Source organism: Ruegeria atlantica, assembly GCF_947495585.1.
In the GTDB taxonomy this organism is placed as follows: Bacteria; Pseudomonadota; Alphaproteobacteria; order Rhodobacterales; family Rhodobacteraceae; genus Ruegeria; species Ruegeria atlantica_G.
Genome location: NZ_CANLZK010000001.1, coordinates 723,224 through 745,279, shown reverse-complemented (window position 1 = coordinate 745,279; position 22,056 = coordinate 723,224). Strand labels below are relative to the sequence as shown.

20 protein-coding genes are annotated in these 22,056 nt (G+C 56.6%); 13 read left to right on the top strand and 7 right to left on the bottom strand.

All coding sequences use genetic code 11. From position 1 onward, the window contains the following. The first annotated feature begins 27 nt into the window (after positions 1-27). Both QMP16_RS03645 and QMP16_RS03640 read left to right on the top strand, forming a co-directional pair. On the top strand, positions 28-1,185 hold the full coding sequence (locus QMP16_RS03645) for an RsmB/NOP family class I SAM-dependent RNA methyltransferase (protein WP_282151250.1): 1,158 nt from the start codon (positions 28-30) through the stop codon (positions 1,183-1,185). Positions 1,186-1,289: 104 nt separating this feature from the next. Then, positions 1,290-3,584 (top strand): ATP-binding protein, encoded by a 2,295-nt coding sequence (locus tag QMP16_RS03640; protein ID WP_282151249.1) that lies wholly within the window; start codon positions 1,290-1,292, stop codon positions 3,582-3,584. Here QMP16_RS03640 and QMP16_RS03635 read toward each other — a convergent pair whose 3' ends face one another. After that, the gene (locus tag QMP16_RS03635) at positions 3,585-4,178 is read right to left on the bottom strand and encodes a sulfotransferase family 2 domain-containing protein (protein WP_282151248.1); all 594 of its coding nucleotides are present in this window, start codon (positions 4,176-4,178) and stop codon (positions 3,585-3,587) included. A 192-nt stretch (positions 4,179-4,370) separates the two neighbouring features. On the opposite strand from QMP16_RS03635, the gene recA reads away from it, so the two are divergent. The 4 genes from recA (at position 4,371) to QMP16_RS03615 (ending at position 9,633) form a co-directional block, all read left to right on the top strand. Then, complete coding sequence (recA, locus tag QMP16_RS03630; RefSeq protein ID WP_108858591.1) at positions 4,371-5,438, top strand: recombinase RecA; 1,068 nt, start codon at positions 4,371-4,373, stop codon at positions 5,436-5,438. A 246-nt stretch (positions 5,439-5,684) separates the two neighbouring features. Beyond that, a complete protein-coding gene (gene alaS / locus QMP16_RS03625) occupies positions 5,685-8,354 on the top strand; it encodes an alanine--tRNA ligase (protein ID WP_282151247.1) in 2,670 nt (889 codons plus the stop codon). Position 8,355: 1 nt separating this feature from the next. Next, positions 8,356-8,643 (top strand): DUF1330 domain-containing protein, encoded by a 288-nt coding sequence (locus tag QMP16_RS03620; RefSeq protein ID WP_170557245.1) that lies wholly within the window; start codon positions 8,356-8,358, stop codon positions 8,641-8,643. Between the two features lie 366 nt (positions 8,644-9,009). Further along, positions 9,010-9,633, top strand: a complete 624-nt coding sequence (locus QMP16_RS03615; protein ID WP_282151246.1) for a transglutaminase-like cysteine peptidase — start codon at positions 9,010-9,012, stop codon at positions 9,631-9,633. Between the two features lie 146 nt (positions 9,634-9,779). On the opposite strand, the gene QMP16_RS03610 is transcribed toward QMP16_RS03615, so the two are convergent. The 6 genes from QMP16_RS03610 to QMP16_RS03585 all read right to left on the bottom strand — a co-directional run bounded on the left by QMP16_RS03610 (position 9,780) and on the right by QMP16_RS03585 (position 15,619). Further along, positions 9,780-10,613 (bottom strand): hypothetical protein, encoded by an 834-nt coding sequence (locus QMP16_RS03610; RefSeq protein WP_282151245.1) that lies wholly within the window; start codon positions 10,611-10,613, stop codon positions 9,780-9,782. 332 nt (positions 10,614-10,945) lie between these two features. Beyond that, positions 10,946-12,763 carry a translational GTPase TypA gene (gene typA / locus QMP16_RS03605; RefSeq protein ID WP_282151244.1) on the bottom strand — a complete coding sequence of 606 codons (1,818 nt, stop codon included), beginning with the start codon at positions 12,761-12,763 and terminating at the stop codon, positions 10,946-10,948. A gap of 76 nt (positions 12,764-12,839) precedes the next feature. After that, a complete protein-coding gene (locus tag QMP16_RS03600) occupies positions 12,840-13,175 on the bottom strand; it encodes a DMT family transporter (RefSeq protein WP_282151243.1) in 336 nt (111 codons plus the stop codon). Positions 13,176-13,566: 391 nt separating this feature from the next. Next, on the bottom strand, positions 13,567-14,724 hold the full coding sequence (locus tag QMP16_RS03595) for an HD domain-containing protein (RefSeq protein WP_282151242.1): 1,158 nt from the start codon (positions 14,722-14,724) through the stop codon (positions 13,567-13,569). Then, positions 14,721-14,966 (bottom strand): hypothetical protein, encoded by a 246-nt coding sequence (locus QMP16_RS03590; protein ID WP_058271680.1) that lies wholly within the window; start codon positions 14,964-14,966, stop codon positions 14,721-14,723. Before QMP16_RS03590 ends, QMP16_RS03595 begins: the two co-directional genes overlap by 4 nt. Further along, on the bottom strand, positions 14,966-15,619 hold the full coding sequence (locus tag QMP16_RS03585; RefSeq protein WP_058271679.1) for an alpha/beta hydrolase: 654 nt from the start codon (positions 15,617-15,619) through the stop codon (positions 14,966-14,968). Before QMP16_RS03585 ends, QMP16_RS03590 begins: the two co-directional genes overlap by 1 nt. Positions 15,620-15,796: 177 nt before the next feature. On the opposite strand from QMP16_RS03585, the gene QMP16_RS03580 reads away from it, so the two are divergent. The 7 genes from QMP16_RS03580 to QMP16_RS03550 all read left to right on the top strand — a co-directional run bounded on the left by QMP16_RS03580 (position 15,797) and on the right by QMP16_RS03550 (position 22,051). Next, complete coding sequence (locus QMP16_RS03580; RefSeq protein WP_058277972.1) at positions 15,797-16,255, top strand: Rrf2 family transcriptional regulator; 459 nt, start codon at positions 15,797-15,799, stop codon at positions 16,253-16,255. Between the two features lie 60 nt (positions 16,256-16,315). Beyond that, entirely contained in the window at positions 16,316-17,359 is a 1,044-nt protein-coding gene (locus QMP16_RS03575; RefSeq protein ID WP_282151241.1) for a cysteine desulfurase family protein, read from the top strand. Between the two features lie 17 nt (positions 17,360-17,376). Then, positions 17,377-18,897 (top strand): Fe-S cluster assembly protein SufB, encoded by a 1,521-nt coding sequence (sufB, locus tag QMP16_RS03570; protein WP_058271676.1) that lies wholly within the window; start codon positions 17,377-17,379, stop codon positions 18,895-18,897. A 70-nt stretch (positions 18,898-18,967) separates the two neighbouring features. Further along, the gene (gene sufC / locus QMP16_RS03565; RefSeq protein ID WP_282151240.1) at positions 18,968-19,723 is read left to right on the top strand and encodes a Fe-S cluster assembly ATPase SufC; all 756 of its coding nucleotides are present in this window, start codon (positions 18,968-18,970) and stop codon (positions 19,721-19,723) included. Then, positions 19,723-21,003, top strand: a complete 1,281-nt coding sequence (locus QMP16_RS03560; RefSeq protein ID WP_282151239.1) for a SufB/SufD family protein — start codon at positions 19,723-19,725, stop codon at positions 21,001-21,003. Before sufC ends, QMP16_RS03560 begins: the two co-directional genes overlap by 1 nt. Next, positions 21,003-21,488, top strand: a complete 486-nt coding sequence (locus QMP16_RS03555; RefSeq protein ID WP_058277968.1) for a YIP1 family protein — start codon at positions 21,003-21,005, stop codon at positions 21,486-21,488. Before QMP16_RS03560 ends, QMP16_RS03555 begins: the two co-directional genes overlap by 1 nt. Continuing rightward, positions 21,485-22,051 (top strand): Yip1 family protein, encoded by a 567-nt coding sequence (locus QMP16_RS03550; RefSeq protein WP_282151238.1) that lies wholly within the window; start codon positions 21,485-21,487, stop codon positions 22,049-22,051. The genes QMP16_RS03555 and QMP16_RS03550 overlap by 4 nt, the downstream gene beginning before the upstream one ends. Positions 22,052-22,056: the final 5 nt, after the last annotated feature.

The window sequence follows — 22,056 nt, the reverse complement described above, 5'->3', positions numbered from 1 at the left end:
GCTTAGCAGAGAAATCGGAAATATCTTATGACCCCAGCAGCGCGCGTTCAGGCTTCGATCGAAACCCTTGATGATATCCTCGCAGGGGCACCGGTTGAAAAGGCTTTGACAGGATGGGCGCGCCGCAGTCGGTTTGCGGGCTCGAAAGACCGGGCCGCCGTGCGCGATCACGTGTTCGAAGCGCTGCGTTGCAAACGGACCTTCTCAGCCTTGGGCGGGGCAGAAACCGGGCGCGGTTTGATGATTGGTTCGATCCGGTCAAACGGCGGTGATCCCGAGACGCTGTTTACAGGTGAACGATATACGCCAGAGCCGTTAACTGCCGCCGATGCGCCGCGCGCGTTCGGCTCGGACGCCGAGCGGTGCGACATCCCCGAATGGCTCTGGCCGCGTTTTCAAACCTCGCTTGGTGATCAAGCAGAGGCGGCGGCAAAGGTATTGCAAACCCGTGCACCTGTTCACCTGCGGGCCAACCTTGCCAAAGCCGATCGGGCTGGTGCGATTGCTGCGTTGAGTGCTGACGGGATCAGCGCGCAAGACCATCCGGCGTGTGAAACCGCCTTGGAGGCCACTGAAGGGGCCCGGAAAATCGCCCAAAGCCGCGCCTATTCCGAAGGTCTGGTCGAATTGCAGGACGCAGCCAGCCAAGCCGTTGTCGCAGCGCTCGGCTTGCGGCCGGGACTGCGCGTTCTGGATTATTGCGCAGGCGGTGGCGGCAAGTCCCTGGCTTTGGCGGCCCATTCGGGTGTCGAGGTCTTTGCGCATGATGTGAACGCAGGGCGCATGCGCGATCTGCCGACGCGGGCGAAACGGGCCGGTGTGCGTGTTACCTGCCTGCAGCCGGAAGATGTGGCCCGTCAGGCTCCGTTCGATATTGTCCTGACGGATGCGCCATGCTCGGGCAGCGGTTCGTGGCGGCGTGCCCCGGCAGGCAAGTGGGCGCTGTCCGAAGAGGGGTTGAACGCGCTGAATGTACTTCAGTCCGACATCCTGAATTCCGCCGCTCAACTGGTTGGACCGAGTGGAATTCTAGCCTATGCGACCTGCTCCATGTTAGATGATGAAAACGGCGAAATTGTCGACGGATTTTTGAAACTGAATCCCGACTGGACCGAAACGATGCGAAAGTCGTGGCTTGTGACACACGGTGCAGACGGGTTCTTTACGTCGCACTTGACGCGATAGTGCGTCATTGCATAACAACCCTAGGTAGATGTTTTCGCTGTCCTTAAGGGGGCGTTAACCAAATTCGGGCTGAGTGTGAAAAAGCCTTTTGACCTGAGTTGTTAATGTCCGACACTGCAGAGATCTTTTCTGAGCCGACCTCGCGAAAAACACCGGCCTTCTCGCGCCTTGTGCCGCTCGTTGTTCTAGGCACATTGCTGAGCGTAACACCGTTGACAGACGTTTTACCGACCGCCTGGAATACGGGGCTTGTTGTTGCCGGCGTCTCGCTGTTATCAGCCGGTCTTCTGGTAGTTTTTCGGGGGGTCACGGCCGAACGGACGGCACGCAATTCGGCAGAAGTGATGGCCGTCTTCACCGAACAGGACTTATGTCCGACGGTGATCGCCAACGCAAATGGCGATATTCTGAGCGCGAACACGCGGGCAAGGGCGCAGATAAATGCTTTTCCGGGTGCGCGATTGCAGCATTGCCTGAAATCCAAATTCGCTAACCCCGCAGCGATCCTGTTGCGCCTGCAATCCATCGCGGAAATCCACGAACGCGCCCGCGAAGATATCGTGACCGTTGGCTCGACAATCCCGATCTCGGTGTTCAGCGTGGGGCAGGATGTGTTCTGCTGGCGGTTTCATCTGGATGAAGGCGGGCAATGGGATGACGCCCCGGTTCCAGTGCTGACAGAGGGTCGCAACGGGGCAATTCTGCGCGTGAATGGAATGGCAGAGGCCATGATCGGTAACAGGCCTGACGTTATGGGTAAGATATTTCCCAATGACATCCCGCAACCGGGTGAAATCTCGCTGGCTGAAACTTCGGACGGTCAGGTGCCGGTGACCGTGTCCGAGCTGTCCCGCTTGGGCACTGTGCGCGATCTGCTTTTGTTGCCGATGAAATCTGCAGGCCCATCTGGGGGCAATGCCCCATTCGCTGAGCTGCCCGTACCAGTGATGTGTTTGTCCCCCGAAGGCGAAATTTTGGATGCGAACCGGATGGCGATTAAGCTGATCGGAGAGATCCAGCCGGGCCAGTCAAACGTGGCTGAAATCATGCACGGGCTTGGCTATCCCATCCTGGATTGGTTGACCCGCACCGCGACCGAAGAGAATGCCGTTCCCCGATCGGAATTTCTGCGCCTGTCACGACAGGATAAAGAGGTTTTCGTGCAGGTCACGCTGAACCGAGTGACGTGCAAGGGACAGATTTGTCTGATCGCTGTCCTGAATGATGCGACAGAGTTGAAGACACTGGAAGCTCAATTCGTGCAGGGGCAAAAGATGCAGGCTGTCGGGCAATTGGCGGGCGGCGTGGCGCATGATTTTAACAATCTTCTGACTGCGATTTCAGGGCATTGCGATCTATTGCTGCTGCGGCACGATCAGAATGATCCAAACTACGGTGACCTGGTTCAGATCAACCAGAACGCCAACCGGGCCGCGGCGTTGGTCAGTCAACTTCTGGCCTTCTCGCGCAAGCAGACCCTGCAGCCCGAGGTTTTGGACCTGCGCGACACAATTTCCGACCTGATCCATCTTTTGAACCGCCTGGTGGGCGAAAAGGTTCGCCTGACGTTAAGCCATGATCCCGTGCTGAAGCCTGTGCGCGCAGACAAAAGGCAGCTCGAACAGGTCTTTATGAACCTGGTCGTGAACGCACGGGACGCGATGCCCGAAGGGGGCGAGGTACGTATCGAGACCGAGGTTGTGTCTCTGACCGAACCGTTCCGGCGGGATCGTGCAACGGTTCAACCCGGCGAATACGTCACCGTGAAAGTGATTGATAGCGGCACTGGCATCCCAGCGGACAAGCTGCAAAAAGTGTTCGAGCCATTCTATACGACCAAACGCACCGGTGAGGGGACCGGTCTTGGATTGTCGACGGTCTATGGCATCGTCAAACAGACCGGAGGGTTCATCTTTGTCGACAGTATTCAGGGCAAGGGAACCGAATTTACCGTGTATCTGCCGGTTTCAACCGCACCGCAGAAAATCGACCAGGATATCGCCAGCCTTCCGGAAAAACCGGCGTCCCGGCAGGGTGAAGGCGTAATTCTGCTGGTTGAGGATGAGGCCCCGGTTCGGGCCTTTGCCACACGTGCATTGCGATTGAAGGGCTACACCGTGCTCGAATCCGGGTCCGCCGAAGAGGCTCTGCACCTGCTGGAGGATGGGTCGGTGCATGTGGATGCCTTTGTGACAGACGTGGTCATGCCCGGCATGGACGGGCCAACCTGGGTGCGCAAAGCGATGGAGACCCGACCGAATGTGCGGGTGATCTTTATGTCTGGCTATACCGAAGGCGCCTTTGGTGATTCAGGTCCCGAGATTGCGAATTCCACATTTTTGCCCAAGCCGTTCTCTCTGACGCAGTTGACCGAGGCTGTGTTTCACCAACTGAACTGACTAAAGCGCCGCTTCGTGGCAGGAAAACTCGTCGGCGTGGTGTTTGCGGAACTTCTTTTCTGTTTCCGGCGACAAGAATAGGTCGCGCTTTGGTGAGACATTCTCGCGCTGCAGGGTGATTTCTATGTTCAACCGGTCCTGCAGAAAGCTCAGGATCTTGTCCTGATTTTCGTACTTAAAAACATGCGTCGCACCGAACCCGTTGTTACGGGTACGGAAAAACTGGCTTTGACTGCCGACATCTGCGAATTCCGGGCGGGGGTTTTTCATGTAACCTTGCACAAAATCATCAAAGCTCAGGTCGCGGGTTGAATGCGGATGCCCGATGCGGTCGTCTCGGCTGCGGTATTTGTACCAACTTCCGAGCCAGTCGATAGGTTCGCGCACGACGGCCATGATTTCCATCTCGGTGTCATACATTTTGCGAAAAATGTTTTGAAAAAACCTGTCATAACGGCGAACAGGCGCATGTTTCAATTCAGGTGGGCCGGTGACGACAAAGTCGGCCCGCGCGCTCAGGGCGGTGTGATAGGCCGTGCTGCCTGTTTTTGGGACTGCCAGAAACGCAAGGCGTTCTTTATAGAAAACAAGCATTTATTCGCCCTTCGCCGCTTAATTTAGTAGTCGCAGATTGGCGTAAACGACTCTTTAACACAATTGCCGAACAGTAAGTATTGTAAGTTTTAGTTGAAATGTTCTCTTTTTGGTCCCATAAGGAACAAGAGGCGAACAAAGCAGTGATTGCCGCCCGATCATGGGTGTGACAAAAGAGAAGGCGACAGGACAATGGCGGATCTTCTGACAATGAGCGACAAGAAAAACGCAGACAAGCAAAAGGCGCTTGATAGCGCGCTGGCGCAAATCGAACGGCAGTTCGGCAAAGGTTCGATTATGAAGCTGGGCGAGGATGCCAAGCAGGACATCGATGCAAGCTCGACCGGGTCTTTGGGCTTGGATATCGCGCTGGGAATTGGTGGTCTGCCGATGGGCCGGATTGTTGAGATTTATGGCCCGGAAAGCTCGGGTAAGACGACGCTGACGCTGCATTGCATTGCAGAACAGCAAAAACGCGGTGGTGTGTGCGCATTCGTGGATGCCGAACACGCGTTGGATCCTCAATATGCCCGCAAACTGGGTGTTGATCTGGATGAGCTTCTGATCTCGCAGCCTGACACCGGTGAACAAGCGCTTGAGATCACCGATACGCTGGTGCGTTCGGGCGCTGTGAATATGGTTGTCGTCGACTCAGTTGCGGCTTTGACGCCGAAATCGGAACTCGAAGGCGACATGGGCGACAGCAGTGTTGGCGTGCAGGCCCGATTGATGAGCCAGGCGATGCGTAAACTGACAGGCTCGATCAGCCGCTCGAATTGCATGGTGATCTTTATCAACCAGATCCGGATGAAGATCGGCGTTATGTTCGGCAGCCCCGAAACCACGACTGGTGGTAACGCGCTTAAATTCTACAGCTCGGTTCGTTTGGATATTCGCCGGATTGGCGCGATCAAAGATCGTGATGAGGTTGTTGGCAACCAGACGCGCGTCAAGGTGGTCAAGAACAAGGTGGCGCCGCCCTTCAAGCAGGTGGAATTCGACATCATGTATGGCGAAGGCATCAGCAAGATGGGTGAGTTGCTGGATCTCGGCGTTAAGGCTGGAGTGGTCGAGAAATCGGGCTCGTGGTTCAGCTATGGCGACGAACGGATCGGGCAGGGGCGTGAGAATGCCAAGCAATACCTGCGCGACAACAGCCGCATTGCTCTGGATATCGAAGACAAGATTCGGGCCGCGCACGGCCTGGAGTTCGACATGCCACCCGGTTCTGCCGAGGAAGACGACATCCTCGAGGCGTAACAGCCCCAATTGGGGGCTGCAAAAGCCTCCCGGTTTTGCAAGAACTTAGAATACTCGAAATAAGGCGGTCCGCGTGGCCGCCTTAACTCGTTCTATATATGGTGATCCCGTTCAATTGGTGTGTGCTGCACTTGGTTAGGGGTTTTCTAGCCCTTAAAAAACAAGGCCGATTTATCTTTGTGGACTATCCTTGGGGACGGGGATAAACCATTTCAGAACACTGAGATTGCGCGCCGAGAGAGCCATATGCCCACGCTGAACGATATCCGCTCAACCTTTCTGAATTATTTTGCCAAACAGGGGCATGAAATTGTCGCGTCCAGCCCGCTGGTTCCGCGCAATGACCCGACATTGATGTTCGTGAACTCGGGCATGGTGCAGTTCAAGAACCTGTTTACCGGTGTTGAAACCCGTGATTATCAACGCGCCACGACCGCACAGAAATGCGTGCGCGCCGGTGGTAAGCATAATGACCTCGATAACGTTGGCTATACCGCACGTCACCACACATTCTTTGAAATGCTGGGCAATTTTTCCTTCGGCAACTACTTCAAACACGAGGCGATCCCTTTTGCGTGGGAGTTGATCACCAAGGAATTCGGCATCGACAAGAGCCGTCTGTTGGCAACGGTGTATCACACGGATGACGAGGCGTTCGAGATCTGGAAAAAGGTCGGCGTGCCCGAAGACCGGATTATCCGCATCGCCACCAGCGATAACTTCTGGCAGATGGGTCCGACTGGTCCGTGTGGACCGTGTACCGAAATTTTCTACGACCATGGCGATCACATCTGGGGTGGCCCTCCGGGATCGCCCGACGAAGACGGCGATCGGTTCATCGAAATCTGGAACATCGTTTTCATGCAGAACGAGCAGTTCGAAGACGGCTCGATGGTCGAACTCGACATGCAGTCGATCGATACTGGCATGGGGCTGGAACGGATTGGCGCGCTGCTGCAGGGCAGCCATGACAACTATGACACCGACCTGTTCAAGACATTGATCGAAGCGTCCGCTCATGCCACCGGGGTTGACCCCTATGGCGACCAGAATGTGCACCACCGGGTAATTGCGGACCACCTGCGCGCGACATCCTTCCTGATCGCTGATGGCGTGATGCCGTCCAATGACGGGCGTGGCTATGTGCTGCGCCGGATCATGCGTCGTGCTATGCGTCATGCGCATCTTCTGGGGGCGAAAGATCCGGTTATGTATCAGCTGGTGCCAAGTCTGGTGCAGCTGATGGGCGCGCAATACACTGAGTTAGGACAGGCGCAGCCGTTGATCGAAGAGACGCTCCTGTTGGAAGAAACGCGGTTCAAGCAAACCCTCGATCGTGGTCTGAAACTCCTGGATGATGAAGTTGCAGGCTTGCCCGAGGGCGCGGCACTTCCGGGTGATGCGGCATTCAAATTGTACGACACGTATGGGTTCCCATTGGACCTGACGCAGGATGCCCTGCGTGAAAAGGGTCGTTCTGTGGACACGGACGGGTTCGACGCGGCCATGGCCGAACAAAAAGCCAAGGCCCGTGCGGCATGGGCCGGTTCGGGTGAGGCTGCGGATCAGGCAGTGTGGTTTGATGTGCTGGATACTGCCGGAGCTACGGATTTTCTGGGCTATGACACGGAAAAGGCCGAAGGGCAGATTGCCGCTTTGGTGGTCGATGGTGCATTGGTCGACACAATTGAAAAGGGCGGATCCGGTTGGGTGATTGTCAACCAGACGCCGTTTTATGGCGAAGCTGGCGGTCAGATCGGTGATACTGGCGAAATCCGTCGTCTTGAAGAACGCGATGACATGGCGCGGGTCGAAGACACCAGAAAATTCGCTGATGGCAAAGTCTATGCGCACAAAGTGACCGTTGATCAGGGTGCTTTGTCCAAAGGTGACGCTGTCGAGCTTGAGGTCGACCATGCGCGGCGCACGGCAATCCGCGCGAACCACTCGGCCACGCACCTGCTGCACGAAGCGCTGCGTGAAACGCTGGGCGATCATGTTGCACAGCGCGGCTCGCTGAACGCGGCTGACCGATTGCGGTTCGACTTCAGCCATTCCAAGGCGCTGAGTGGGGATGAGATCCAAAAGGTCGAACGTGATGTGAATGACTTTATCCGTCAGAATTCGACTGTCGAAACTCGGATCATGACACCCGATGATGCGCGCGAACTGGGCGCGCAGGCGCTTTTTGGTGAGAAATACGGCGACGAGGTCCGTGTCGTGTCCATGGGCAAAGCTCCGACCGGCAAGGGTCAGGATGGCGAAACCTGGTCGATTGAGCTGTGTGGCGGTACGCATGTTCGCCAGACTGGTGACATCGGTACTTTTGTGGTTCTGGGCGATAGCGCCAGTAGTGCGGGAGTGCGCCGGATCGAGGCGCTGACCGGTGACGAGGCGCTGCGGCATCTTTCCCAGCAGGATCAGCGTCTGGGTCAGATCGCATCGGAACTCAAGGCGCAGCCGGATGACGTTGTCGGCCGCGTCAAAGCAATGTTGGATGAACGAAAATCGCTGCAAAACGAAGTGGCGCAGCTGCGCCGTGACTTGGCCATGGCCGGCGGGGCCGGGCAGGGTGGCGGCGAAGCGCGTGATGTGAACGGCGTTGCCTTCCTTGCGCAGGCGCTGAACGGCGTATCGGGCAAAGACCTGCCTGCGCTGATTGATGAACACAAAAGCCGTTTGGGGTCCGGTGCCGTTTTACTGATCGCGGATGCGGGCGGTAAGGCTGCTGTGGCCGCCGGTGTGACGGCCGATCTGACCGACAAAGTCTCGGCCGTTGATCTAGTTCGTGCGGCTGTCGCAGAACTGGGCGGTAAAGGCGGCGGTGGACGCCCCGACATGGCACAGGGCGGTGGCAAGGACGCGTCGAACGCAGATGCGGCGATCAAAGCCGCAGAACAGGTTTTGGGAGGATAAGATGGCTGCACTCTGGATTGCCCACGTCACCGTGACGGATGCGGACGCATATGCGAAATACGCGGAGCTCGCTGGGCCTGCGATTGCCAAGCACGGCGGGGCGTTTATTGCCCGCGCTGCACGTTACGTCCAACTGGAAGGAAAAGAGCGCCCGCGCAATGTGGTCGCCAAATTTCCATCCGTCGAGGCCGCGGTCGAGTGCTATAATTCACCGGAATACCAGCAGGCCCTGGACCACGCGCGCGGCGCAAGTGAGCGTGAACTGGTCGTCGTAGAAATCACCGACTAAAGGTCTGGCGAATCTGATTGGCGGGTTTTCCGCCAATCAGATCAGCTCATGGGCGAAATTCAGCCGAACTATGCACAAATGAAGTGAACTGTATTGTGGCAATTTTCGACCCATATGGAATCTTTGTGATTCCAGCGCCTTATTGTCTTTCAAAGAGAGTTATTGGTATTTTTCCTGCCTAGATTGTGGCGTATTATCCTCATTTCTTGCGCGAAATAGCCATATTAAGTGACGAAATTCCGCCTTTTTTCCCCTTCACGTTCGCCTCAGATTGTACAAGCGCTACCGTTTACCATTAGTTGTTTCTAATCGAATACGGTCCTGTTTGTCGTCAATCGTTGCGTAGACAGGGATCGAGGTTCAGGCATGAAATCGGTAGATATCGGACTCAAGGCCGCTCTTGGGCGGCTGAAAACACATTCAGGTCGGGCAGTGGGGATTGCGGCATTGGTTTGCGGGGCCATGCTTGTCGGTTCCCATGTGGATGCAAGTGAGGGCAGCTTCATCCGAACCCTCGCGGCGTCCCCTCCGCCTTCGGGTGCACAGCAATTGTGCCGACAGTACGCTTGGGCTTGCGCCAATAAAGCGTCGGTACGCATGACGTCCCAGCAGGAAATGCAGATCATTGAGCGGATCAACCGTCAGGTCAATGCGACGACGCGCGCGGTTTCGGATCAGACGCAATACCGCACCACCGAGCGATGGGCTTTGCCGACAACGCGCGGCGGGGATTGCGAGGATTTTGCTCTTTTGAAGAAAAGAGATTTGATAAGGGCGGGCGTTGATCCTAACAAATTGCTGATCGCGACAGTGTTGGATACGCGCCGAAATGCACATGCAGTTCTTGTCTATCGCTCCGCTCGGGGGGATTTGGTGCTGGATAATTTGACCAACCGGATCAAACCCTGGTCGGCCACGCGGTATTTGTTCCTTCGGATGCAGGATCCGACGAAACCCAGCCATTGGGTTGGTGTGTACGGAAGAAGTTAAAAATATCGACTGATCTATCAGGTTATCTTTGGCAAAAGGGGCGACATGATAGTCGCCCCTTTGTTTGTAAGACCGAACGTCGAGACGTTTTCGGCGTTTTTTTAAGGCATAGCCCAAAATTTCAGGCTGCTTTGCGTTTGATCACGTCAGAGGGTGCCGCCGCTGCCATCGGCACCGCCGCCACCGGCTCCGCCGCCACTGCCGTCGCTGCCACCGCCGCCGTGGCCGCCACCGCTGCCATCGGCGCCGCCACCACCGGCACCGCCACCGCTTCCGTCGCTGCTACCGCCATCGTTGCCGTTGCCATTGCCGCCGCCATTGCCGTCGCCGCTATTGGAGTTTCCACCGTCATTGCTGCCGCCATTACCGCTGCCGCTGTCGGAGTTACCGCCGCCATTGCTGCCGCCGTTACCATCACCGCTGCTGGAGTTACCGCCGCCATTACTGCCGCCGTTGCCGTCGCCGCTGCCGGAGTTACCGCCGCCATTACTGCCGCCATTGCCGTCACCGCTGCCGGAGTTTTCGCCGCCATTGCTGTCGCCGTTGCCGTCACCGCTGTCGGAATTACCGCCACCGTTGCCACCGTCGTTGCTACCACCGTTGCCGCCGCCATTGCCTCCGCCGCCATTGCCGCTGCCGCCATCACCACCATTGCCGGATTCACCACTTGTTCCGGATACTCCGGCACCGCCGTTGCTTTCGGACGAACCGTTGTTACCACTTGAAGAGCTTCTGTCATCGCCGTCGCTGGTGCGGTTTCTTGCAACGGTTGCCGTCGGGATATCAGTCAAAATCGCTGCGAACAGAGGACAGGCTTGCGATGTGCGGGCCAAGATATCCTCAAAGTCGGCGCGGCGCTGAATGTAGCGCAGCATCCGCTTGTCGACGACTTTGCAACTACAAAGCGTTTCGGTGGATACAGATTGCCGGGCTGTTTTGACTTTGCAAACTTCAGCCGCATGAGCCGGGCTTGTTGCCATCAGTGGAAATGTCGCGGATAAAAATACAATCGAATATAAACGGGATCTTACGCGCATAGCGCTACTCCTTTAAACTCATTACCAACACCTATTAACAAAGTAATTGTGCCACAGTTTGGACAAAAATACATCCGCATATTGCCTCATTTGATGGTCGAGTAACAGCGATAAACCACAGTAGATTTGCAACCTATTGGTGAAACAGTATGAAAAACAAAAGAAAAAGCCCGTCAGCAAGACGGGCTTTCCTTTGATTTGGATGGTAATTCTAGAAGTAATTTTACCACGAACGGCTTATTGTTTGGATTATGTAAACAATATCACAGACCGGATCAGGCCGATCTTGCCATCCGTTTCCGTTCGTGCGGGTCAAGGTAACGCTTGCGCAACCGAATGGCGTTTGGAGTGACCTCAACCAGTTCGTCATCATCGATATAGGCAATCGCCTCTTCCAGAGAATACTGGATATGGGGTGTCAGGCGAACGGCGTCATCGGAACCGCTGGCGCGCACGTTGGTCAGTTTCTTGCCTTTGAGCGGGTTCACCTCAAGGTCGTTATCGCGTGAGTGTTCGCCGATGACCATGCCCTGATACACGTCGGTTTGCGGGGCAACGAACATCCGGCCGCGCTCTTCCAGGTTCCACAGCGCATAAGCCACGGCCTGTCCGTTTTCCATCGAGATCAGAACCCCCGCGCGACGACCCGGGATCGGGCCTTTGTGGGCCGCCCAGCCGTGGAACACACGGTTCAGAACACCGGTGCCGCGTGTGTCGGTCAGGAACTCGCCGTGATATCCGATCAACCCGCGCGACGGTACATGCGCGATAATACGGGTCTTGCCCGCGCCGGCCGGGCGCATTTCGGCCAGTTCACCTTTGCGCGCGCCAGTGATCTTTTCGATCACCGAGCCTGAATATTCATCGTCGACGTCAATGGTGACTTCTTCGATGGGCTCCATGCGCTGACCGTCTTCTTCGCGGAACAGAACCTGCGGACGCGAGATGCTGAGTTCGAACCCTTCACGGCGCATGTTTTCGATCAGAACGCCCATCTGCAATTCGCCACGGCCAGCGACCTCAAAGGCATCGCCGCCGGGTGTGTCGGAAATGCGGATCGCGACGTTCGACTCGGCCTCTTTCATCAGGCGGTCGCGGATAACACGCGACTGAACTTTCTTGCCGTCCCGACCGGCCAGCGGCGAGTCGTTGATGCCGAAGGTCACGGTGATGGTTGGCGGATCGATGGGCTGTGCGGGCAGGGCTTCGTCAACCTGCGGCGAAACCAGCGAGTCGGCTACGGTTGCCTTGCTCATGCCTGCGATGGTGACGATGTCACCGGCTTCGGCCACGTCGATGGGCTGTTGGGCCAGTCCGCGGAACGCCAGGATTTTCGACGCACGGAAGTTTTCGATCAGCGTGCCATCACGGCTTAGCGCCTTGAGGTTGTCGCCCGCCTTCAAAGTGCCGCTTTCCACACGACCGGTCAGGATGCGACCGATGAACGGATCGCTGCCCAGCGTCGTGGCCAGCATGCGGAAGGGTTCGTCTTTGTTTTCGACCTGCTTTGGGGCAGGGACGTGATCAACGATCAGATCGAACAGGGCGGTCAGGTCCTTGCGTGGCCCGTCCAGCTCCATATCCGCCCAGCCCGAGCGGCCCGAGGCGTACATGGACGGAAAGTCCAGCTGGTCATCGTCAGCGCCGAGGTTGGCGAATAGGTCAAAGCATTCATCAAGTGCGCGGTCTGGTTCAGCGTCGGGTTTGTCGACCTTGTTCAGCACCACGATGGGACGCAGGCCCAGCGCCAGCGCCTTGGACGTCACGAATTTGGTCTGCGGCATCGGGCCTTCGGCGGCGTCTACCAGCAGGACAACACCGTCGACCATGCTGAGGATCCGCTCAACCTCGCCACCGAAATCGGCGTGGCCGGGAGTGTCAACGATGTTGACCCGCGTGCCCTTCCATTCGACCGAGGTCGCTTTGGCAAGGATGGTGATGCCGCGTTCGCGCTCCAGATCATTGCTATCCATGGCGCGTTCGGCCACCGCCTGGTTTTCCCGGAACGCACCGGATTGTTTGAGCAGCTCATCCACCAGGGTCGTTTTACCGTGGTCCACGTGAGCGATGATTGCGATATTGCGCAGGTCCATGAGAGGTCAGCCTTTGAACGGGAAGTTGCCGCGCGCATAACGCGGATTGACTGAATAGGCCAGCCCTAACCGGTCGTCAGTGGCCCGCTGTGCTGGAAAACAGGTGAATGATCAGGATTCCGGCCAATATCATCGCCAAACCGAGCACCGCAGGCCAGTCCAGGCGCTGACCAAAAACAATGAAGCCTATTATGGCGATCAGAACGATCCCCAAGCCTGACCAAATGGCATAGACGATGCCGACCGGCATAAATTTCAGGGTGAGGCCCAGTAAGTAAAAAGCAACTCCGTAACCCACGACAACCAAAACAGAGGGCCAAAACCGGCTGAACTGCTGGCTGGCCTGCAGCGCCGTTGTGCCAATTGTTTCGGCGAAAACCGCCAGCAATAGGATGAGATAGGCTTTGGGCACGGCAGGTCTCGATTCAGTTGCAGTTGGGGAGGTTGACCACAAATTCCCAATTCCCGACAAGGGGAATTTGAATGGATATCGGGAAAAGTCCGGTGCCGGAAGCACCGGCGTTGCCCACCGAAGAGGTCAGGATAACCATACTATTTCAAAGAGAAAAATTCTGATATGAAATGGGTGGTTTTTTAGTTTTCTTTTATGAGTTTTCAATGACGAAATTTGCGATATCCGTGATCGTTGCTTCGGCATTCATAGTGGCGCTTGGGTGGCTTGCGGGCGGGGGGTCCGTCGACATAAACGCAGCCAGTGGTGTTGAGCGGTTTCAAAGTTTTCAGGTTTAAGTGCCTGCCGGAACGATTGGAAAAGGGGCCTTTGTGCCCCTTTTTCTATTGGCTCAACCGACGGTGTTTTCTGAAAAATACGTGCTCAGTTTCGGTCGCAACCATGACCACAGCGCTGGTGCACCGCGATTGATCGGGATTCCCACACGGCGTTCGATCTGGGCAAACGTCACGTTGTAATCGACCCAGGACCCGCCACCTGTTTCAAGGTTCCCGATCGGGGTTTGAAACCGATCGATCGCCTTGGCAAATCGCGCGTCTGGCGACTCGGCGGCTTCGAACTCCTCCCATAGCGTCCGGAAGGCGTGCTGCGGTGCCTCGGGCAACAACCCGAACAACCTGTCGGCTGCTGCCTTTTCCTCGGCTTCTTGTGCGGCGTGGTCGACTTGTCCGTGGATGGGATGATCTCCGGCATCAATTTCGACGATGTCATGCAATAGAAGCATTTTCAGGACTTGGTCCAGCGATACACCGGGCTGCGCGTATTCCGCCAAAACCCAAGCAAACAGCATGATGTGCCAGGAATGTTCGGCCGAGTTCTCAAACCGATCGTCAGACAACAGGCGCGAGGCGCGGTAAACGGACTTCAGGCGGTCTGCCTCAGTCAGAAAAGCCAGCCGTTCAGAAAACGCAGTTTCGGGCGTTGACTGCGCGTGCAGCATGGCGCTGGCCAGAGCGTGTGCTTGGGGGAATTCCCGCGCCAAATACGCGGCGCGACCACTGCAGAGGTTTTCCCGCGCTACTTCAACATGATCCGGGTTGGGGGTTGGCGAACACAAGACTTGAAACAGCGGTTGGCATCGGTCCAGATACTTGGCGAATTTCGCGTCCGGCGTCGTGTCGGCCTCGAACTCTTCCCACAGGGCTTGAAACGCAGACGTCTGATCGTCCGGCAAGAGACTAAACAACTCGTCCGCCGCCGCGCGCTCGGCGCGTTCCACGGCGTTCCAATCGGTTTCCAGGTGAATGGGGTGATCGCCGACGATGATCTCGACCAGATCGTGCAACAGCAGCATGCGTATGACGCGGTTAATGTTAACGTCGTCACCCGCCAACGGCTCCATCGTCAATGCCCATAAGGCCAGGTGCCAGCTGTGTTCTGCAGAGTTTTCAGGGCGGGACCGATCCAGGAGCGCATTGGCGCGATCGACCGACTTCAGCCTGTCCGCGCGTTTCAGGAATTCAAGTTGCGCGGACAGTCTTTCAGTCATTTCTTTTCAATCGCTTTTACCTGGGATCGATGTTTGGTCAGTGCGTCGATGACAAACTTGCGCGCTTTGCGTTCAGCAATGCGTACACGCATTTCAGTCAGAAAGGCCTCTTCCAAGGTTTGTGAGGACGCGCCCAAAAGCTCTCCTACCTCGACAAAGAAACGATCATTGCCGGTTTCGTCCATCACCTTCATCGTGTCCTCGGCCAGTTTGGCCGCAAGCGTTGTGATGGTATTCGACATTAGCGCGTGTTCTCGGTCAGGCGACGCTTCACATAGTCACTGACATCGGTGATCAGCGTGTCCATATGACGGTCCTGGAAGAAGTGATCAGCACCCTCAACCTCGTTATGCGTGATGGTGATGCCCTTTTGTTCGTGCAGCTTGTTGACCAGCGACGTGGTGTCGGCGGGCGGGGCAACACGGTCGGACGAGCCGTTGATGATCAGGCCGGATGAAGGGCAGGGGGCCAGGAACGAGAAGTCATACATGTTGGCTGGCGGCGACACGCTGATAAAGCCCGTAATTTCGGGGCGGCGCATCAGCAGCTGCATTCCGATCCAGGCACCGAACGAGAAGCCGGCAACCCAGCAGTGCTTGGAGTTGTTGTTCATCGACTGCAGGTAGTCCAGCGCTGACGCGGCATCGCTCAGTTCACCGATGCCCTGATCGTATTCTCCCTGGCTGCGGCCCACGCCGCGGAAGTTAAATCGCAACACGGTGAAGCCCATGTTGTAAAACGCATAGTGCAGATTATAGACCACCTTGTTGTTCATGGTCCCGCCGAATTGTGGATGCGGGTGCAGCACGATGGCAATCGGTGCGTCTTTTTCCTTTTGCGGGTGGTAGCGGCCTTCCAGGCGGCCTTCGGGTCCGGGAAAAATCACCTCGGGCATGTGTGCTTTGGTCCTGTCTTTTTCTTCCTGATGCCACGATATACTTGACGGTAATCGTAAGGCACTTTAGAACGGTTCTAATTATGATGCTTTGCGCAAGGCGCTGCCTGTCGGAGATACGCACTGGCGGCGGCGGCGTCAATGTTTTCGCTTATAACCTGCCATGAGGGAAAGACAATGAAGCTTTCGACAAAGGGTCGTTACGCGATGGTTGCACTGGCTGATATTGCTCTACAGCCCTCGGATCGCCTGGTGACGCTTAGCGAAATTTCCGAACGTCAGGATATCTCGCTTCCATATCTTGAACAGCTTTTCGTCAAATTGCGCCGGGCTGAACTGGTTTCGTCCGTACGTGGACCGGGTGGCGGGTATCGTCTGGCGCGGCCTGCTTCCGAGATTCGGGTGGTCGAAGTTCTGGCGGCGGTGGATGAAACCGTGGACGCGCTGCAAAAAGGTGCCGGGGCATCCGGGGCATCCTCGGGCAGCCGGGCGCAGTCTTTGACCAACCGTCTTTGGGAAGGTCTCAGTGCGCATGTCTACGTTTTTTTGCACCAGACGCGCCTGTCTGACGTGATCAAGAACGACTTGGCCCCGTGCCCGGCAGTTCCCAGTCTGTTTTCCATCGTTGATGAGTAATCCAATGCTGTTTACCTCTTGGGTTTCTTCCCCGCTTTGCGACCAGGAAAAGATGTATCCATGAATCGTGTTTATCTGGATCATAACGCAACAACACCGCTGCGCCCCGAGGCCCGCGAGGCCATGGTGGCGGCGATGGAATTGTGCGGGAACCCTTCGTCCGTTCACGCCGAAGGCCGCGCCGCCAAGGCTTTGATCGAGCGGGCAAGGGCGCAGGTTGCAGCCGCATTTGGTGCGGATGGGGCAGACGTTGTGTTCACATCAGGTTCGACCGAAGGGGCCGCGCTGACATTGGCTAATCGTGATTTGCACGGGTCCGCGATTGAGCATGACGCGATCAGATCATGGATCACCGAAGACTTGCCCACGTTGCAATCCGGTCAGGTGGACGTGTCAAACCCCGAGCTGTCGACCCTGCAATTGGCGAATTCCGAAACCGGGATTGTGCAGTCGTTACCCAAAGGATTGGCTGTAACCGACGCGACACAGGCCTTTGGTAAATTGCCGGTGGCCTTTAACTGGCAGGGCGTCCAGATGGCGTTGATTTCGGCCCATAAGCTAGGCGGCCCGAAAGGTATTGGCGCGGTGGTGTTGAAACGTGGCACTGAATTGCCTGCAATGATCAAAGGCGGTGGACAAGAGATGGGCCGACGGTCAGGCACCGAAAATGTCATTGGAATCGCGGGGTTCGGGGCGGCAGCTGAAGCCGCAGCGCGGGATCTTTCAAATGGTATCTGGGAACAGGTTCGTGAATTTAGAAATATTCTAGAAAATGCCCTTGAGGCTGGTTCTAAATCTACTATTTTTGTCGGGAAAGGTCAGGACCGCCTTCCGAATACCTCGTGTTTCGCGACTCCCGGCTGGAAGGGCGAAACGCAGGTCATGCAGATGGACCTGGCAGGTTTCGCTATCAGTGCAGGTTCTGCCTGTTCCAGCGGCAAGGTCAGGGCAAGCGCGGTGTTAACCGCGATGGGTTTTGATGAGGTCACAGCAGCAAGCGCGATCCGCGTGTCTCTGGGACCTTTGACCACTGAAGAAGATGTGCTGCGTTTCGCCGAAACGTGGCTTGAAAAAGAAAAGAAGCATCGCGCGCGCGCCGCGTGATCTGACGGAGGTGTCATATGGCCGCTTTGGACCAGACCCAGGTAAAAGAAGGTGTCGATCAGGAAACCGTGGACGCGGTACGCGAGGTCAGTACCTACAAATACGGTTGGGATACCGATATCGAGATGGAGTATGCGCCCAAGGGCGTGAACCCGGATATCGTCCGGCTGATCTCGGAAAAGAACGAAGAGCCCGAATGGATGACGGAATGGCGTCTGGCGGCCTTCGAACGCTGGACCAAGATGGACGAGCCAAACTGGGCTATGGTCCACTATCCCAAGATCGACTTTCAGGACCAGTATTACTATGCCCGTCCCAAGTCGATGGAGGAAAAGCCCAAATCGTTGGATGAGGTCGATCCCAAGCTTCTGGCCACATACGAAAAGCTTGGTATCCCGCTGAAAGAGCAGATGATTCTGGCCGGTGTCGAAGGCGCCGAGGATATGCCTGCTGAAGGTCGCAAGGTGGCCGTGGATGCGGTGTTCGACTCGGTTTCCGTTGGTACAACGTTCCAGGACGAGCTGGCCAAACACGGCGTGATCTTCTGTTCGATCTCAGAGGCGATCAGGGAGCACCCTGAACTGGTGAAAAAATATCTTGGCACCGTTGTGCCTGTTTCTGACAACTTTTACGCCACGCTGAACTCGGCCGTGTTCTCGGATGGCTCGTTCGTTTACATCCCACCAGGCGTCCGCTGCCCGATGGAACTGAGCACCTACTTCCGCATCAACGCGGAAAACACGGGTCAGTTCGAACGCACACTGATTATCGCGGACAAGGGTTCTTACGTTTCGTATTTGGAAGGCTGCACCGCGCCGCAGCGCGACACGGCCCAGCTGCACGCGGCCGTTGTTGAGATCATCATCGAAGAAGATGCCGAGGTGAAATACTCGACCGTTCAGAACTGGTTCCCCGGGGATGAAAACGGTAAGGGCGGTATCTATAACTTTGTGACCAAGCGCGCCGATTGCCGGGGTGATCGGTCCAAGGTGATGTGGACCCAAGTGGAAACCGGATCCGCCGTGACCTGGAAGTACCCTTCCTGCATCCTGCGCGGTGACGAAAGCCAGGGTGAGTTCTACTCGATCGCCATCACCAACAACATGCAGCAAGCTGATACCGGCACCAAAATGGTGCATCTGGGCAAGAACACCAAGTCGCGCATCGTGTCCAAAGGGATCAGCGCGGGTAAAGCGCAGAACACCTATCGTGGTCTGGTGTCAATGCACCCGAAGGCGAAGGACAGCCGCAACTACACCCAGTGCGACAGCTTGCTGATCGGCGATAAATGCGGCGCACACACGGTGCCGTATATCGAGGTTCGCAACAATTCATCGCGCGTGGAACATGAGGCGACGACATCCAAGGTGGATGACGATCAACTGTTTTACTGCCGTCAGCGCGGCATGGACGAGGAAGAGGCCGTGGCCCTGGTCGTCAACGGGTTCTGCAAGGACGTCCTGCAGGCGTTGCCGATGGAGTTTGCCATGGAAGCGCAGCAGCTTGTGGCCATCAGCCTTGAAGGATCAGTGGGTTAACCCCGCATTTCTCTGAATTTAGAACATATCGGGGCCGGATGGCCCCTTGCGGTACGCAAAAGGACAAAAAATGCTGGAAATCAAAAACCTGCACGTGAAACTTGAGGAAGAAGAAAAGCAAATCCTCAAAGGTGTCGATCTGACGGTTGAGGCCGGAAAAGTACATGCGATCATGGGGCCGAACGGCTCGGGCAAGTCAACGCTCAGCTATGTGCTGTCGGGCCGCGATGGGTACGAAGTGACCGAAGGCTCTGCCACGCTGGAAGGTGAGGACCTTTTGGAGATGGAGCCGGAAGAGCGCGCGGCTGCGGGTGTCTTCCTGGCGTTCCAATACCCTGTTGAGATCCCGGGTGTTGGCAACATGACCTTCCTGCGCACGGCCGTGAACGCTCAGCGCAAGGCGCGCGGCGAAGACGAATTGTCTGCCGCCGACTTCCTGAAAGAAGTGCGCGCCAAGGCAAATTCGCTGAAAATCGACGCGGACATGCTTAAGCGTCCGGTAAACGTTGGCTTCTCAGGCGGTGAGAAGAAGCGGAACGAAATCCTGCAGATGGCGATGCTGGAACCCAAGATGTGCATCTTGGACGAAACGGATTCAGGTCTGGACGTCGATGCGATGAAACTGGTGGCCGAAGGCGTGAACGCGCTGCGTGATGAAGGCCGTGGTTTCCTGGTCATCACCCACTATCAACGCCTGTTGGACCACATCAAACCTGATGTTGTGCATATCATGGCGGACGGTCGCATCGTTAAAACCGGTGGTCCCGAACTGGCGTTGGAAGTTGAAAACAACGGTTATGCCGACATCCTGGCCGAGGTGAACTGATGGCTTTGCCCGAAGTAAAACAAACCGCGACCGAGGCACGGCTGGCCACGCTGACCATGCCCGAGGCCGGCTGCACCCGAGCCGCGCGCGAAGACGCGCTGGCGCGAGTGCTGGAAATGGGTCTGCCGGGGCGGCGCGACGAGTATTGGAAGTACACGCGCCCTGACACCCTGATCTCGGCCGATCAGCCGCATGCCGCTTTGTTCCACTCAGACGAACCGCTGCTGTTTGGCAATCTCGACCGATTGAAGATCGTTTTCATCGACGGTGTGTTCAGTGTCGAAGAGTCGGATGATCTGGAACTCGAAGGTGTCAATATCGACCGGATCGAGGATATCTGCTGCAAGGATATCCACTGGGCCAAAGAGTTGTACGGCGTACTGGAATCGCGCGGACAATCCCCGGTTCAGCGGCCGTTGGCTGCTTTAAATACCGCCTTTGCCGCAGACGGCGTCGCGATTCACGTCACCGGTAAACCGTCCAAGCCGATCAGCCTGATCTATCGCCATGCGTCCGAGACCTCGGACGCCATGCTGCACCACATCATCCGTGTTGAAAGCGGCGCTGAGGTGACGGTTCTGGAAAACGGTCCTGCGGCATCGCGGTTCAACAAATGTATCGAGATCGACATCGCCGATGGCGGTACGTTGCATCACGTGCGCGCACAGGGCAGGGACCATGAACGTCGCGCTGCGACTCACATGTTCACGCGGTTGGGACGGGAATCTGTCTTTAAGTCCTTCACGCTGACGGTAAATGGAGTTTTGACCCGCAACGAACAGGTGATCGAACTGACCGGCGACGACGCAATTGCTCATGTGGCAGGCGCCTGCGTAGGTGATGGTGATTTCCACCATGACGACACGGTTTTCGTTACCCACGACGCGGTGAACTGCGAAAGCCGTCAGGTCTTTAAGAAAGTTCTGCGCAACGGCGCGACCGGCGTGTTCCAGGGTAAGATCCTGGTCAAGGAAGGCGCACAGAAGACTGATGGATATCAGATCAGCCAGTCCTTGCTGCTGGATGACGACAGCCAGTTCCTCGCTAAGCCCGAGCTTGAGATCTATGCCGACGATGTTGCGTGTTCGCACGGCTCGACCTCGGGTGCGATTGATGAGACGGCGCTGTTTTACCTGCGTTCGCGCGGGGTTTCGGTTAAGGACGCCACCAATATGCTGACGCTGGCATTTTTGGCCGAAGCCGTCGATGAGATCGAGGATGAGGTATTGGCTGATGCCATTGTGAACCGCCTTGAAGGCTGGCTGTCGCGACACATCTGATGCCTTTGACCTCGGATATCGTGGCTACCTATCGGGGGCCGGGTCGTGTCGTGCGGCGGCTTCTGGATCTTGGCCCGCGCGAGGACAGGGCGCTGATGTTTGTCATGGCGTTTTGCATCGTTGCATTCATCGCGCAATTGCCCAGCCTTGCGCGACGCGCGCATATCGAAGGGCTAGAGCTGGATATGCTGATGGGAGGTGCCTTGATGGGCACTGTCATTATTCTGCCTCTGTTTTTCTACCTGCTGGCCTTTGTCTCATACGGTGCGGCCCGGTTGGTTGGCGGTCAGGGGACGTCGTATGGCGCTAGATTGGCTCTGTTCTGGGCGCTATTGTCCTCAACACCTCTGGTTTTGTTGAATGGTTTAGTCGGCGGTTTCATAGGATCTGGCCCGGCCCTGACACTCGTCGGGATCGTCTGGTTCGCAGTGTTCCTTTGGTTCTGGCTGGCAGGTCTCAGTCAAGCGCAAAGGCGGCAAGAATGAATCCCACTGGCTTTGTTGATCTCGCGATCTTGACCCTGACACACCCCGCCCAAGCGGCCCGACGCCTTTTGGACATGCGGCCGGGGCGTGAAATATTATGGCTTTCTTTCTTTCTGGCCGTGGTGCTCAACGGCCTTGTGCAACTGGGTATTGATCATTTGCTTCCAGTCCCCGGTGATGAATCCGTACCCCCACCTACGCCTGTGTTCCTGGGTCTGGTCCGATCTGCCGGCGCCATGCTGCTAAGCGTCGGGGCATTCCTGTTCGTAGGGAGGTTTCTGGGTGGCCGTGCAACATTCGATGACATCCTGACGCTGACCATCTGGCTGCAGTACCTTCAGATCGCTGCGATGGTGATCACGCTGGTCATTACGTTCGTGCTGCCGTTTTTGATGCTGATGTTTTTGCTGGCCACGGCGATTATCAGCCTTTACGTCACGCTCCATTTTCTGAATGAAGCGCACCAGTTCGGTTCGCTTGCTAAATCTTTCGGGGTCATCGTGTTATCTGCTTTGATTGCAGTGCCCTTTGTCCTCGCATTAACGCCCGGCGGCCCCGTATAGGGAAT

What these genes read in the sequence shown, in the direction of transcription:
- QMP16_RS03575 (WP_282151241.1), top strand. Translation starts at nt 16,316, where the DNA reads ATGAATCGTGTTTATCTGGATCATAACGCAACAACACCGCTGCGCCCC.
- typA (WP_282151244.1), bottom strand. Translation starts at nt 12,763, where the DNA reads ATGGACCTGCGCAATATCGCAATCATCGCTCACGTGGACCACGGTAAA.
- QMP16_RS03590 (WP_058271680.1), bottom strand. Translation starts at nt 14,966, where the DNA reads ATGTCGAATACCATCACAACGCTTGCGGCCAAACTGGCCGAGGACACG.
- QMP16_RS03560 (WP_282151239.1), top strand. Translation starts at nt 19,723, where the DNA reads ATGGCTTTGCCCGAAGTAAAACAAACCGCGACCGAGGCACGGCTGGCC.
- QMP16_RS03620 (WP_170557245.1), top strand. Translation starts at nt 8,356, where the DNA reads ATGGCTGCACTCTGGATTGCCCACGTCACCGTGACGGATGCGGACGCA.
- QMP16_RS03635 (WP_282151248.1), bottom strand. Translation starts at nt 4,178, where the DNA reads ATGCTTGTTTTCTATAAAGAACGCCTTGCGTTTCTGGCAGTCCCAAAA.
- alaS (WP_282151247.1), top strand. Translation starts at nt 5,685, where the DNA reads ATGCCCACGCTGAACGATATCCGCTCAACCTTTCTGAATTATTTTGCC.
- QMP16_RS03610 (WP_282151245.1), bottom strand. Translation starts at nt 10,613, where the DNA reads ATGGCAACAAGCCCGGCTCATGCGGCTGAAGTTTGCAAAGTCAAAACA.
- QMP16_RS03615 (WP_282151246.1), top strand. Translation starts at nt 9,010, where the DNA reads ATGAAATCGGTAGATATCGGACTCAAGGCCGCTCTTGGGCGGCTGAAA.
- QMP16_RS03550 (WP_282151238.1), top strand. Translation starts at nt 21,485, where the DNA reads ATGAATCCCACTGGCTTTGTTGATCTCGCGATCTTGACCCTGACACAC.
- QMP16_RS03585 (WP_058271679.1), bottom strand. Translation starts at nt 15,619, where the DNA reads ATGCCCGAGGTGATTTTTCCCGGACCCGAAGGCCGCCTGGAAGGCCGC.
- QMP16_RS03595 (WP_282151242.1), bottom strand. Translation starts at nt 14,724, where the DNA reads ATGACTGAAAGACTGTCCGCGCAACTTGAATTCCTGAAACGCGCGGAC.
- QMP16_RS03555 (WP_058277968.1), top strand. Translation starts at nt 21,003, where the DNA reads ATGCCTTTGACCTCGGATATCGTGGCTACCTATCGGGGGCCGGGTCGT.
- sufB (WP_058271676.1), top strand. Translation starts at nt 17,377, where the DNA reads ATGGCCGCTTTGGACCAGACCCAGGTAAAAGAAGGTGTCGATCAGGAA.
- QMP16_RS03640 (WP_282151249.1), top strand. Translation starts at nt 1,290, where the DNA reads ATGTCCGACACTGCAGAGATCTTTTCTGAGCCGACCTCGCGAAAAACA.
- recA (WP_108858591.1), top strand. Translation starts at nt 4,371, where the DNA reads ATGGCGGATCTTCTGACAATGAGCGACAAGAAAAACGCAGACAAGCAA.
- QMP16_RS03580 (WP_058277972.1), top strand. Translation starts at nt 15,797, where the DNA reads ATGAAGCTTTCGACAAAGGGTCGTTACGCGATGGTTGCACTGGCTGAT.
- sufC (WP_282151240.1), top strand. Translation starts at nt 18,968, where the DNA reads ATGCTGGAAATCAAAAACCTGCACGTGAAACTTGAGGAAGAAGAAAAG.
- QMP16_RS03645 (WP_282151250.1), top strand. Translation starts at nt 28, where the DNA reads ATGACCCCAGCAGCGCGCGTTCAGGCTTCGATCGAAACCCTTGATGAT.